11 protein-coding genes and 1 tRNA gene are annotated in these 12,268 nt (G+C 71.7%); 3 read left to right on the top strand and 9 right to left on the bottom strand.

Annotation, left to right across the window (positions count from 1 at the left end; all coding sequences use genetic code 11):
• Positions 1 to 1,235: serine/threonine protein kinase (locus ACH01S_RS30965; RefSeq protein WP_169809387.1), on the top strand; the 1,235-nt coding region annotated here is incomplete at its 5' end.
• A gap of 29 nt (positions 1,236 to 1,264) precedes the next feature.
• Here the strand turns inward: ACH01S_RS30965 and ACH01S_RS30960 are convergent.
• Positions 1,265 to 2,212 carry an alpha/beta hydrolase gene (locus tag ACH01S_RS30960; RefSeq protein WP_246237177.1) on the bottom strand — a complete coding sequence of 316 codons (948 nt, stop codon included), beginning with the start codon at positions 2,210 to 2,212 and terminating at the stop codon, positions 1,265 to 1,267.
• 94 nt (positions 2,213 to 2,306) lie between these two features.
• Here ACH01S_RS30960 and ACH01S_RS45030 point away from each other — a divergent pair, with 94 nt between their 5' ends.
• A complete protein-coding gene (locus ACH01S_RS45030; RefSeq protein WP_067899683.1) occupies positions 2,307 to 4,010 on the top strand; it encodes a serine/threonine-protein kinase in 1,704 nt (567 codons plus the stop codon).
• 7 nt (positions 4,011 to 4,017) lie between these two features.
• Here the strand turns inward: ACH01S_RS45030 and ACH01S_RS30950 are convergent, their stop codons facing one another.
• The 5 genes from ACH01S_RS30950 to ACH01S_RS30930 all read right to left on the bottom strand — a co-directional run bounded on the left by ACH01S_RS30950 (position 4,018) and on the right by ACH01S_RS30930 (position 8,533).
• Positions 4,018 to 4,659, bottom strand: coding sequence for a LysE family translocator (locus tag ACH01S_RS30950; protein ID WP_067899681.1), 642 nt, complete (start codon positions 4,657 to 4,659; stop codon positions 4,018 to 4,020).
• A 102-nt stretch (positions 4,660 to 4,761) separates the two neighbouring features.
• A complete protein-coding gene (locus ACH01S_RS30945; RefSeq protein ID WP_067899680.1) occupies positions 4,762 to 5,403 on the bottom strand; it encodes a DUF1444 domain-containing protein in 642 nt (213 codons plus the stop codon).
• Between the two features lie 70 nt (positions 5,404 to 5,473).
• Entirely contained in the window at positions 5,474 to 6,982 is a 1,509-nt protein-coding gene (locus ACH01S_RS30940) for a cobyric acid synthase (protein ID WP_067899677.1), read from the bottom strand.
• The gene (locus ACH01S_RS30935) at positions 6,979 to 7,866 is read right to left on the bottom strand and encodes a cobalamin biosynthesis protein (RefSeq protein ID WP_148344749.1); all 888 of its coding nucleotides are present in this window, start codon (positions 7,864 to 7,866) and stop codon (positions 6,979 to 6,981) included. Before ACH01S_RS30935 ends, ACH01S_RS30940 begins: the two co-directional genes overlap by 4 nt.
• Positions 7,850 to 8,533 carry a phosphotransferase gene (locus tag ACH01S_RS30930; protein ID WP_246237176.1) on the bottom strand — a complete coding sequence of 228 codons (684 nt, stop codon included), beginning with the start codon at positions 8,531 to 8,533 and terminating at the stop codon, positions 7,850 to 7,852. The genes ACH01S_RS30935 and ACH01S_RS30930 overlap by 17 nt, the downstream gene beginning before the upstream one ends.
• Positions 8,534 to 8,763: 230 nt before the next feature.
• On the opposite strand from ACH01S_RS30930, the gene ACH01S_RS30925 reads away from it, so the two are divergent.
• Positions 8,764 to 8,837, top strand: a tRNA-Arg gene (locus ACH01S_RS30925).
• Between the two features lie 207 nt (positions 8,838 to 9,044).
• Here the strand turns inward: ACH01S_RS30925 and ACH01S_RS30920 are convergent.
• From ACH01S_RS30920 to ACH01S_RS30910, 3 genes are read right to left on the bottom strand one after another with little or no spacing between them, the layout of a single operon-like run.
• Positions 9,045 to 10,427 carry a tyrosine-type recombinase/integrase gene (locus ACH01S_RS30920; protein ID WP_067899669.1) on the bottom strand — a complete coding sequence of 461 codons (1,383 nt, stop codon included), beginning with the start codon at positions 10,425 to 10,427 and terminating at the stop codon, positions 9,045 to 9,047.
• On the bottom strand, positions 10,424 to 10,618 hold the full coding sequence (locus ACH01S_RS30915) for a helix-turn-helix transcriptional regulator (RefSeq protein WP_067899665.1): 195 nt from the start codon (positions 10,616 to 10,618) through the stop codon (positions 10,424 to 10,426). The genes ACH01S_RS30920 and ACH01S_RS30915 overlap by 4 nt, the downstream gene beginning before the upstream one ends.
• Complete coding sequence (locus ACH01S_RS30910) at positions 10,615 to 12,240, bottom strand: replication initiator (protein WP_067899663.1); 1,626 nt, start codon at positions 12,238 to 12,240, stop codon at positions 10,615 to 10,617. The genes ACH01S_RS30915 and ACH01S_RS30910 overlap by 4 nt, the downstream gene beginning before the upstream one ends.
• Positions 12,241 to 12,268 lie beyond the last annotated feature (28 nt).

The raw sequence follows: 12,268 nt of genomic DNA, 5'->3' as shown, positions 1-12,268 counted from the left end.
CCCTGGACGCCGCCGACGGGCCCACCCGCACCGGCCAGTTCGTCGGCACCCCGAACTACCTGCCGCCCGAGCTGCTGCGCGGCGAGCAGGTGACCCCCGCGTCGGACGTGTTCTCCTGGGGCTGCGTCGTCGCCTACGCCGGGACGGGCAGCGCGCCGTTCGCGGGCAACACCGTCCCGGAGATCTTCTACCGGGTCGCGCACGAGGAGCCGAAGCTCGACGGTCTCGACCCCGGCCTGCGCGACGTCGTCGCCGCCGCGCTCGACAAGGACCCGCGGAGCAGGCCGTCCGTCCAGGACCTGCTCGCCAGGCTGGTCGGCAACGGGCCGACCGACCCGGCGACGCTCGCCGAGACCGTCCAGGCGGGCTGGCACGATCCGGGGCGCGGCGGGCCGGGGAACGGGCCGCCGAGCGACCCGACCGTCCAGGCGCGGACGGGCGGCCCGGGGCAGGCGGCGTTCCAGCGGGCGGCGTTCCAGCAGCCGACGGCGATGCTCGGCGCGGACGTCACGCGCGGCGACCGGCGGGCGCCGGGACGGCGGTTCCCGCGCCGTCCGCTGATCGCCGCGGGGGCGGCCGTCGCCGTCCTCGCCGTGCTCGCCGTCGTCGGGTTCACCGTGCTGGGCTCCGGCGGCCCGCCGGACAAGCTCGCCACCGTGTTCAGCGACGACTTCTCCAACAAGGACTCCGGCTGGGGCTCCTACTCGGGCGAGAACAACTACCAGAACGGCAGGTACCGGATGCTGACCGACAGCACGCACGCGAGCGTGCTGGAGGAGGTGCCGAAGAACGACTTCGCCCCCGACCCGATGCTCGCCACCGTGACGGTCTCCGTGGTGCAGGGCCCGGACGACGCCGCCTACGGCCTGAGCTGCCGGTCCGCCAACGACCGGAACGAGAAGTACGTCTTCGTCGTCCGCAACGACGGGAAGGGCGCGGCGCTCCGCAAGTACAACGGCGACAAGGGCAGCAAGGAACTGGACGCGCCCGACTCCGTCCCCGGGTTCGCCAAGGGCGAGCCGAACAAGGTGCAGATCGCGTGCGAGAGCGGCGAAGGGGGCAAGTCGGTCCGGCTGCGGCTCTGGGTGAACGGCGAGCGGGTCATCGACGCGAAGGACGACGACCAGCCGCTCGGCAACGGCAAGGCCGGGCTGCGGGTCGAGCGGGGCGGCAACCCGGCCCAGCAGATCGTCGCCGAGTTCGACGACTTCGACCTGTCCAAGATCCTCTCCTAGCCGCAGCGCGGCCTGGCTCGTGGCGCGGCCTAGGCGGGCAGGTAGGCGGTCGTCCAGCGGGTCAGCTCGGCGAACACCTGGGAGCGGGCGGGCTCGGCCGACAGGACCAGGTCGTGCAGGCCGCCCTCGATCCGGACGAGCGTCACGTGCCGTCCGATCCGCGGCGCCCAGCGCGCCATGTGCTCGACGTCCAGGACCGCGTCGGCGCCGGTCACGTCCAGCGTCCGCCGGGTCGGGCGGACGCTCCGCGCCGACGCCATCACGAGCACCGGGACGTCGACGTCCAGGCCGCGGTGCAGCCGGAGCTGGCCCCGCCGCACGGCCGCCAGCCACGCCGCCCGCACCGGGAACCCGGCGATCGGCTTCCAGGCCAGGTCGAAGTCCCATTCGCCCTCGTGGTCGCGGTGGAGGCTGCGCGGATACCGCTCGGACACGCTCGCCGGGAGCTTCGCCCTCGGGAACCGGGGCCGCAGCGCCCGCGCGAGGCCCGCGCCGAGCTTGCGCATGACGAGCGGCTCGGCGATGTCCAGGAACGGGCTGTTCAGGACGACCCCGTCCACCAGGCCCCTGCCCCGCGCGTGGTCGGCCCACAGCGCGGCGATCAGCCCGCCGGTGGAGTGGCCGTTGAGGAGGAGCGCGTCGTGGCCGTCCACGTCCCGGACGATCCGCACCGCCTCGTCGATCTCCGGGAAGTAGTCCGACAGGCTCTCGACGTAGTTCGGCGTCTGGTGCGGGCGCAGCGACCGGCCGTATTTGCGCAGGTCGAGCGCGTAGAAGTCGAAGCCGAGATCGAGATAGAAGTCGGCCAGGTGCTTCTGGAAGAAGTAGTCGACGAACCCGTGCAGGTAGAGCACCGCACGCTGGGACGGGACGTCCCCGCGCCGGCGGACGAGCGTCGCCACGACCTCGCCCTCGGCGTCCTCGCCCATCGGCAGCTCGATCGCCTCGTAGCCGGGGCCGAGCACATCCGCCGTCACGTCCACGCTTCCTCCCGCAGATTTGCGAACAATGCCCTTTATCGCCGCGTCAAATGAACAACACCAGTGTCCTTCGCCTCCCGGGAGTCGAGCCATGCAGGGTCCCCTTCGCGACCGCGACCCGCGGCGGCTCGGCCCGTACCGCCTCACCGCCCGGCTCGGCCGCGGCGGGATGGGCACCGTCTTCCTCGGCGCGGACGGCGCGGGCCGGCAGGTCGCCGTCAAGGTCATCAACGCGGAGCTGGCCGACGACGAGGCGTTCCACGAGCGGTTCCGGCGCGAGGTGACGGCCGCGCGGCAGGTCCGGCCGTTCTGCACGGCCGCCGTCCTGGACGCGCAACTCGACGGCGAGCCGCTCTACGTCGTGACCGAGTACGTCGCCGGGCCTTCGCTGGAGGAGGCCGTCAAGGCGGGCGGGCCGCTGCGCGGCGGCGACCTGGAGTCCTTCGCGGTCAACATCGCGACCGCGCTGAGCGCGATCCACGGGGCGGGGATCGTCCACCGGGACCTGAAGCCCGCGAACGTGCTGCTGTCGTCCACCGGCCCGCGCGTGATCGACTTCGGCATCGCCCGCGCGCTCGACTCCGCCGACGGGCCGACCCGCACCGGGCAGTTCGTCGGCACGCCCGCCTACATGGCGCCCGAGCTGATGCACGGCCGGGAGGTCACCCCGGCGGCGGACGTGTTCTCCTGGGGCTGCGTCGTCGCCTACGCGGGCACGGGACGCGTCCCGTTCGGCGGCGGCACCCTCCCGGAGATCATCAACCGGGTGACGAACGCCGACCCCGACCTCCGCGGCCTCGACCCGGCCGTCCGGGACGTCGTCGCGCGGTCGCTCGCGAAGGACCCGGCCGCGCGCCCGCCGGTCAAGCAGTTGATCAGCGCTCTGACCGGCGAGGACGAAACGCCCGCGACCCTCGCCATGCCGGAGGCGCCGCCGCCCGCGGCGCCGCCGCCCGCGGCGCCGTTCGCGACGCCGCCCGCGGTGGAGCCGACGCTGCCGGGCGGGGGCGTGCCGGGGACGCGGGCGGCGTCCGCGTCCGCGCCCGCGAGGCTGGCGCGCTCCCCCCAGCGGCTCGGCCTGCTCGCCGTGACCGTCGCCGCCGCCGTGGTGCTGTCCGTCATGGCGTTCACGGCGGACCGGAAGTCGTCCGGCGACGGCGCGGCGGGCGCGGCGGAGGGCGCGCGGGCCCCGTCGAGTTCGGCGCTCTCCCTCGGCAAGCCGCCGAAGCGCGACGAGAAGGTCTTCGAGGACGACTTCGACGACGCGGGCTCCGGCTGGAGGAAGGCCGCCGACGCCCGGTACGCCGACCGCGCGTACGTGCTGACCGGCGAGACTGCGGCGGGCGGGACGGCGGCGGGCGGGGCGGTCGCCGACGCGCCCGTGCCGGTCGTGCCCCGGTCGCAGCTCATCGAGGTGAAGATCGAGTCGATCGGGGCGGACGGCGAGGCGGGCGTGTTCTGCCACGGGCGGCGCGGCTTCGCGTTCCTGCTCAGCGCGAGCGGGCACGCGCGGATCGCCGCCTTCGGCTCCACCGGGACGCTGACCGACATCGCGGCCAACCCCGCCGTCGAGGTCCGCGACAAGCGCAACCGCGTCCAGGTCGCCTGCGTCGTCCAGGATGGGCACTTGTCGCTCGGCATGTGGGTGAACGGGAAGGCCGCGGTCGACGCCACCCGGCCGCTCCCCGCGGACTCGGGTATGCCGGGGCCGAGCGGCCTGCTCGTCAGCCGTCCGGACGGCGCCTCCGGCCGTCCCGAGGCCGAGTTCGACGACTTCTCGCTCTGCTCGGTCTGACCCCCGTTCAGTCCTTGCGGCCGGTGGCCGCGACGGTGACGCCGAGCCCGATCATCATCAGCCCGCCGGTGCCGCCGATCGCGGCGAGGCGGCGCGGCGAGCGGGCGAACCACTCCCGGGCCGTCCCGGCGACGAGGCCCCAGACGCTGTCGCTGAGCAGCGCGATCACCGCGAAGACCAGCCCGAACACGATCATCTGGAGCGCGACGTGCCCGTGCTCCCGGACGACGAACTGCGGCAGCACGGCCGCGAAGAACACGGTCGTCTTCGGGTTGGTCACGCCCACCACGAAGCCCTGCGCCAAAGCGCGCAGGTCGCCGCCCTGGGCCGGGTCGTCCGCGCCGATCGCCTCCTGGAGCGAGCGGCGGTGCCGGATCGCCTGCACGCCGAGGTACACGATGTAGACCGCGCCGACGATCTTGAGCGCGGTGAACACGAGCGCGGAGCGCTCCACGATCGAGCCGACGCCGACCGCGACGGCGACCGTCAGCACCAGCGCGGCGAGCACCCCGCCGACGACCCCGGCGAGCGCCGTGCGGCGGCCGTGGGCGAGCGCGCGGCCGACGACGAACAGCACGGACGGCCCCGGAATGATGATGATCGCGAAGGCCATCGCGGAGAAGGCGAGCAGCTGGTCCATCGACACCATGGGCCGCACCCTACGCACCGGGTCCGACACGATCCCACTCGATTTTCGCGAGCGCCCCGGATCACGACATGGATCACTTCGCCGGGCGGACCGGGACGCGGGCTACGGAAGGACGTCCCAGCCCCCGGCGCGGCGGACCAGCAGGTCGTGAGCGAGGAGCGTGCCCGCGGGCACGTCCCAGGCGGGGTCGGCGTCCTCGCCGCGGTCGGCCGTCCACACCCGGGCGACGGTCCGGCGGAGCCGCTCGACGCCGTCCGGGTGGCCGGTACCGGACGCGATGAACATGTCCCGCGCGGGGACGGCGACGACGAGGTCGCCCTCGACGTCCTGGGCGAGCTTCTCCATGAGGCCCTCGTCCAGCAGGAGGCCCGACTCCAGCGTGCCGCGCCCGCGCTGCGGCCGGCCGCTCCCGCCGCCGAGGGTGACCGTCACGGCGCGCACCTCGGGATCCCAGCTCAGGCCGAGGTCGGGGCGCAGGTCGCGCAGGTTGGCCACCGCGGTGCGGCGCAGCTCCTCGGGCGGCACGCCGAGCTCGGCGCAGTGCCGGCGCGCGACGTGCTCGTGCCGCCGTCCGGACGGGACGCCCTCGTCGGCGACCTCCACCGCGTAGGTGACGTAGAGCCCGGCGGCGAACGGGTCGCGGACCGGCTCCTCGTCCGGGGGCAGCGGGAACTCCAACTGGACCTCGGCCGGGACGCGCGCCTTCATCAGCGGGACGATCAGCCTGGACCGCGGCTCGGTCACGGGACGCTCCTCCTGACGCCTGCCTCTTGCTCGCCTGTTGCTCGCCATTTGCGGCCGGTTCTCGAATGGATCACCCTACCGGTCGCGGCGGCCCCGCCGGTGGGACGACGGGCAGGCCGCCCGGCGCGCCTTCCCGGATGATCCGCCATACGGCCCCGACGTCCAGATTCTCCTCGACGAGGTCGCCGAGCGCGTCGAGGGTCGCCTCCCTGATCGCCGCGAAGGACACGTCGGACGCGGGCGTGAAACGGCGTCCGCTTTCCCGCGCCACGTCCTGGAGGAAGGCGCGGCGGAAACCGTCGTTCTCCATTGCGCCGTGCCAGGTCGTGCCCCAGACCGCGCCATTCCTGCAGCCGTCGAGGAACGGCTCTCCCCGCGCCGTCACGACGCCGTGGTGGATCTCGTAGGCGTGGACGTCCTCGCCGTAGGCGCGGCCGTGCGGGCGGCCGAGGACCTTCTCTTCCCCGAATTCGACTTTCGCGGGGAGGAGGCCGAGGCCGCCGATCCGTCCGGCGCCCGACTCGACGTGGTCGACGATTTCCTCCGCGAGCATCTGGTAACCGCCGCAGACGCCGAGCACGGGACGCCCTTCGCGGGCGCGCCTCGCGATCTCGTCCGCCATTCCGCGTTCGCGGAGCCAGGCCAGGTCGTTCACGGTGGCCCGCGTCCCCGGAAGGACGACCAGATCGGCCTCCGCCAGATCCCCGGCACTGGCCGCGTAGCGGACGACGACGCCCGGCTCGCAGGCGAGGGCGTCCAGATCTGTGAAATTCGATATCCGCGGGAACCGGACGACGGCTATGCGCAGCGTTTCGCGTCCGACCGGGCCCCGCGCGTCGGGACGCGGCGCGTCCAGGGCGAGGGTGTCCTCGGAATCGAGGTAAAGGCCGAGTTTCCACGGCAGGACGCCGAGCGTGGGACGTCCGGTGAGCGCCCGGAGTTGTTCGAGGCCCGGTTCGAGCAGTTCGCGGGCACCGCGGAACTTGTTGATGACGAATCCGGCGACCAGCGCCTGGTCCTCGGGTTCGAGAAGGGCGACCGTCCCGAACAGCGACGCGAAGACGCCGCCCCGGTCGATGTCGCCGACCACGATCACGGGAAGGCCCGCGTCGCGGGCGAGGCCCATGTTGACGATGTCGCCCTTGCGCAGATTGATCTCGGCCGGGCTTCCAGCGCCTTCGCAGATCACGACGTCGTATTCGGCGCGGAGTTCCGCGAGGCTCTCCCGGACGACGCCTTTGAGCCATTCCTTGTGCTCCCCGTAGGAGAGCGCGTCGACCTCCGCCACCGGACGTCCGAGGACGACGACCTGGCTGCGCCGATCGCTGCCCGGCTTGAGCAGCACCGGATTCATCGCCGCCTTCGGCTCGACCATCGCCGCCTGCGCCTGCATGTACTGCGCGCGTCCGATCTCCGCGCCGTCGCTCGTCACCATCGAGTTCAGCGACATGTTCTGGGCCTTGAACGGCGCGACCTTCACGCCCCTGCGCGCCAGCCACCGGCAGAGCCCCGCCGTCACGACGCTCTTGCCCGCGTCGGACGTCGTCCCCGCGACCAGCAGCCCCGCGTACGCGGTCACCGCAGCGCCCAGACAATGGCCGCCGCCGCGAACGTCACCGCCGCGGAAAGCCCCACGGCCCGCCTGATGTCGCGCACTTCGGGGGCCCGGCCGTCCCCCATTTCGGGACGCCGCTCAGCGCGTCCCCCGTATTCGTTCTCTCCACCGAGCCGGACTCCGAGCGCCCCGGCGAAGGCGGCCTCGCACCGTCCGGCATTCGGGCTCGGATGCTTCCCGCCGTCCCGCCGGAATACCCGCCAGGCTTCGCGTCCCGAGCAAAGCGAGACCAGCGCGCCGGTCGCGCGGGCCGGAATCCAGTTGGCGGCGTCGTCGAGTCTCGCGGCGGCCCACCCGAACCGCTCGTACCGCGGATTCCGGTAGCCGACCATCGCGTCCAGCGTATTGATCGCCCGGTACATCAGCAGCCCCGGAATGCCGCCGACCGCGCCCCACACCAGCGGGGCGACCGCCGCGTCGGACGTATTCTCCGCCACCGACTCGACGACCGCCCGGGCCAACTCCTTCGCGTCCAGCCCCTCGGGGTCGCGGGCGCACAAATGGGAAAGCCGCCCACGAGCCGCGTCGACGTCTCCGCGCTCCAGCAGGCGGGCCATGATGAGACCCTCGCGCCCCAATGACGTCCCGCCGAGAACGGCCCACGTACACGCCGCCGTCACCAGGACATTCCCACGCCCGACCCTTTGCAGCCCGACGCCGACCATTCCGGCGCCGCCCACGAGCAGCCCGGCGAAAACGGCCCCGCGCCACCGGGAATCCCCGTACAGAGAACGCTCCGCCATTGACGCGACCCGTCCGAATCCGGCGACGGGATGCCACCTCTTCGGATCGCCGAGCAGCGCGTCCAGCGCCACTCCGAGCACAAGCCCCTCAGCAGAGACGCGCATCGAGTTCATCCCAGTTCCGCTCAAGCCAATCCTGCGCCCGCAGTATCCGCTGCCCGGCGACCGGCCACATCCGCGCCCAGCCGCCACCGCCCCGGGCCCGGTTCCGCATCGCCCGATAGGACCTTTCGAACCTCACCCGCGCCGCCGGGAGGACGTCCCGCCGCCGTTCCCGCTCAAGCCCGTAGGCGTCGCAGAAAAGCCGGAGCCTGCGTCCGACGTCGACCCCGTACAGCAGCGCGTCCCGATCCGCCGGATCGGCGATGGGCCCCCAATGCCGCAGCGCCGTCACCACGTCGAACAACCGGGTGGTCGGCCGCGCCAGATCGAAGTCGATGAACGCCGCCGGAACCCCGTCCCGGAACACGACGTTCTCGAACGTGACATCGCAATGCCCGATGACCTCGGGCTCCCCGTCGAGATTCGAGGTCTCCCCGTCCCACGGCGCGCCGTCCGGCGCCTCGTACGACGCCACGGCCTCGTGGTAACCCCTCAACAACCGCCCGACGCCGCGCAGCGCGTCCTCCGAGACCGCGTACCGGGGCAGCGGCCTGCACGGCGCCTCCCCCGGCACCCAGCTCAGGACCTCGCGCCCCCGCTCGTCGATCCCGAGCACCCGCGGCGCCCCGTCGAACCCCACCGACTCCAGATGCCGCAACAACCCGTGCACGGCCGGACTGTGCGCCCGCAACGGCCTGCGCACCGTGTCCCCGACCCGCACCACACCCTCCGAAACACCCCCCTCGGAGAGCGGCACCTCAAAGTTCACCGCCACAGCACCCCAAGATAAGGCTCCGAACCCACCACCCACGCCCGTTCACCCGTGGTAGTGGCGTTATAGATGTGGAGCCGGAGGACCCTCCCCCTTACACTGTGTCCCGGCGTCCCGCCGGGCGCCGAGCGCCCGTAGCTCAGCTGGATAGAGCATCGGACTTCTAATCCGACGGTCGCGGGTTCGAATCCTGCCGGGCGCGCCCCCATGAACAGCAAAACCTTGCTCTGACCTGCACGAACGCCCCTGGCGGGCGGTACCGCCGGATGCAGCCAGATGCCACCGAAGGCAGCCCCACGGCACCGTTCCCGGAATATACGCGGAATGACTTGGGTCGCGTTTGCGCAGGTCAGCCCAGACGCGAAGAGAGGCCCCGGAGCGATCCGGAGCCTCTCACAGCGGTTGTCGATCATGCTGCCAGCGCGTCCTCTATGCGCTGGTTGGCGACGTCCCGCTGCCCGTCTATGCACTTAGCGTAAACACGCAACATCACGTCGACGCCGTGCCCCGCGCGTTCGGCCGCTTCGGGCGCATGGACGCCAGCGTTCAGCCAGAGCGACACCGCCGCGTGCCGCAGGTCGTAGGGCCGCGCCGCCAACGGCGATTCGACCTGATCGGGCAAGAGGGCCAGGGCGCGGGCCTGCTTCCAGACTTGCGCGTACGCCGACCCGGAGAACGACCGGCCGCTACTGGTGACGAACAGCCTCCCATCCTCGGCCGTCCCGAAGGCGTCGAGGTGTTCCCGGAGGATCGCCACCAGCTCAGGCGGAATCGGGACCGGCCGGACAATGTCGTCCTCCCGATGCTTGAGGCCCCGATCGTCGAAGGTCTCCCCCGAGTCGGTGTACCGCTTGTTGGTCTGAGGACGGGTCTTCTTGACCGTGATCAGGCCCCAGCCGGTTGCCGGAAGTTCGCAGTCCTGACGACGCAGACCCGCGGCCTCAGCCGGACGAAGGCCAGCGAAGTACATGCACGCGAACATCGCCCGCAGCCGAGGCCCACGCGACCGGCCGACATAGGACACCGCCACCAGCAGTTCCCGAGCCTGCGCCGGGTTCACGACGACGCGACGATCAACGGCTCCGTTCTGCTTCGGCGGACGCCACTTCACTCGGTCGAGAGGATTCGCCGCGAAGTCCCCAGCTTCAACCGCGTAGCCGAGCGCATGCTTGAACACCGCCCGTTTGCGGCGGAAGGTCGAGGAGGCCGCAGGCTTTCCGTCGAGCTGGAGCGCGAGAGCCTCCAGCGCGGCCCGCGCCAACCGCGGTTCGTTCACCTCCGCGATCGGCATGGACGCCGCTTCCAGCCACCGCAGCGCCGCATCGAGGTCCGGCTGCATCTCGGGACGGCGAGCCTCCGGGACGAAGACGTGTTGCCGAAGCAGGACCCGCAGAAGCGCAGCGTCCGGACGCCCCGGCATGTCCTTGACGAAGACGAGCGTCACGGCCGTCATGGTGTCGGTGAGTCCCTCACGCGATTTGGCCGCCGCGTGTGGCCAGCGCGCTTCGACGTACGCGCGTGCGAATTGCAGCCAGGTCCGAGAGGTCGCCGCCTTGAGCATGGACACCGGAAGGCCCGTATCCATATCGAACGCCTCACCGTCCTTGGCAGCCTGCCGCAGGTCGGACAGGAAGCTCTTCGCCTGCGACGACCGCTCGAACGTCCGGGACTTCTCACGGCCGCCGACCGTCCAACGGGCGGTGTAGGAGATGACCTTGCCCGGCTTACTCGACCTCGGCCCGGCTTTGTTCGGCCGAAGCTCCCAGAGCTTGACCTTGTAGGAGGTGTTCACGCGGCCTCCCGCAGCGACCAGAGCCATGCGTCGAGGTCACTTCGGTAGATGCGAATCTCGCCGTTGGGAAGCTTGATGCCAGCCGGAGCCCGCCCGATCTCCCGCCACCGATAGAAGGTCCGCCGAGAGATCCCGCCGAGTTCCTCTAGAACCTGGTCGACGGTTAGAAGCTCGTCCCGCTTGCCTCTCACGCTGCCTCCCGAGTTGCCGAAAGTTCCGGAGTGGGGTTGCCGGTCGCGGCGTCGAGTTGGCGGCGCCGTTGGATGCGTTCATTGATGAGGAGTAGGAGCCGTTGATCGGTCGGTTTCACGTCCGGGTCACCCGGCCCGGCGCGCTCCCAGACGTAGGCCGCGTTCGGGTCGGCGGGGTTGGCGACGGGGATTCCGGCCTCAGCGAGTCGTGCCAGGACCCATGCCTTCCGGTCGGCTTTGTGGTCGGCGAGGGTCTTACCGGACCACTTGCGGGAGACCAGGACGCGGCGGCCGCCGTAGCCGAGGTGTTCGCGTCGGTGGGCTTTGCCTTTACAGAAGCCCGGAGCCATGCCCTTGCGGGGATTCTTGGGCTGGACGCCATAGCGCAGCCAGTTCGCGCACGTGGGCGAGCACGGCTCATAGCGGAGCGCTTCGGCCATCCGGTCGGCATGCTCCCGCTGCGCGTCGGTGTCGGGTGCGTGGCATTCGGCGATGCCTTTGACCAGGTACTTGGTGAGGTAGCCGATCAGCTTGCGCGATTGCGGGGAGTCGGTCAGGACGCCTTGCGCGTCGATCTGTCGCCCGAACCGTGCCACGTGCAATGGCTCGGCGTCCTCGTCCGCGCCGAGGGCATCCAGCGCTTCATCCCAGGTGGGCAGGACTTCACCGGTGGCCGGGTCGAGGTAGCCGCCCTCAGGCCCGGCCGCGTCATCCCAGACCGGCAGCCGATCCCCCGAGAAGACGACCCGATCAGTCGAGGGCCACCACACCTGGTGGTAGGTCGCTGCTACCACCTGCCGGAGTTCGGCGCGGGAGATCGTGCCCCGGATGGCCATGTGTAGGTGGGGGGCGAGGCGGCGTTGGGGTTCGACGGTGGCGAAGTATTGGACGTCGTAGCCGACGAACCGGCGTAGGTTCTGCACGAACCGGTCCACCAGTTTGGAGAAGTGCAGGGCGTCCCGCGCGGCCCGCGCGTAGTCGTAGGTCGCCGGGTCGACCGGGGTTCCGTCCGAGCGCACCCGCCCGTAGGAATCCAAGGTCAGGGTCAGGAACAGTGAGGGCCGGAACGTGTGACCGTCCTTACCGCGGAACACCTTGCCGACCGTGCGGGAGTCGACCGGACGGCGAGGAAGGTCCGGCGCGTCCTGCCTGCGGCGGGTCGACCGGGTTCGCCGCCCCCTGTTCGTATCACCGGTTTTGAGCCCGCCGCGCACGCCCGTGCGTTCGATCTCGTGATCGAGGTCGCGGATCACCGCGTCCCAGAACTCCGCTCCTTCGCCGTCCGCCGTCCCGCTCTCTGTCGCCTTGTCGCAGGCCGCCGCCGCGTGCGCCCGCAGTTCCATCCACGCGCGTTGCTCGGCGTCGGGGTCGGCACGGGTGATGACGGGTTCCTGGGTGAGGTGCCAGCCCTGGGCGCACTGCACGGCGCGGAGTGCGCGCTTGCGTTCAGCGCACGAGGGACACACCGAGGCGAGCGTGTGACCGCACGGGACGTAGAGGATGTCGCCGGTTCCGGTGGTCAGGTCGACCCGGCGCATGGGGACGGGCCGGATGCACACGCCGTGCTCGACCGCGACCGCCTCCAGCACCCCACGGGCCAGCGGAGGCAGGGTCTTGACCACCGGGCCGGGTTCGGAACCGTCCGGGGCG

Origin of the sequence: Actinomadura chibensis NBRC 106107 (assembly GCF_001552135.1) — a bacterium.
Lineage (GTDB): Bacteria > Actinomycetota > Actinomycetes > Streptosporangiales > Streptosporangiaceae > Spirillospora > Spirillospora chibensis.
The sequence above is the reverse complement of the archived record's forward strand: the minus strand, read 5'-3'. Positions and strand labels throughout refer to the sequence as shown.

Coding starts and splice junctions, on each gene's coding strand:
- ACH01S_RS30950 (WP_067899681.1), bottom strand. CDS start 4,659: ATGGTGTCGATGGACCAGCTGCTCGCCTTCTCCGCGATGGCCTTCGCG.
- ACH01S_RS45030 (WP_067899683.1), top strand. CDS start 2,307: ATGCAGGGTCCCCTTCGCGACCGCGACCCGCGGCGGCTCGGCCCGTAC.
- ACH01S_RS30935 (WP_148344749.1), bottom strand. CDS start 7,866: ATGCGCGTCTCTGCTGAGGGGCTTGTGCTCGGAGTGGCGCTGGACGCG.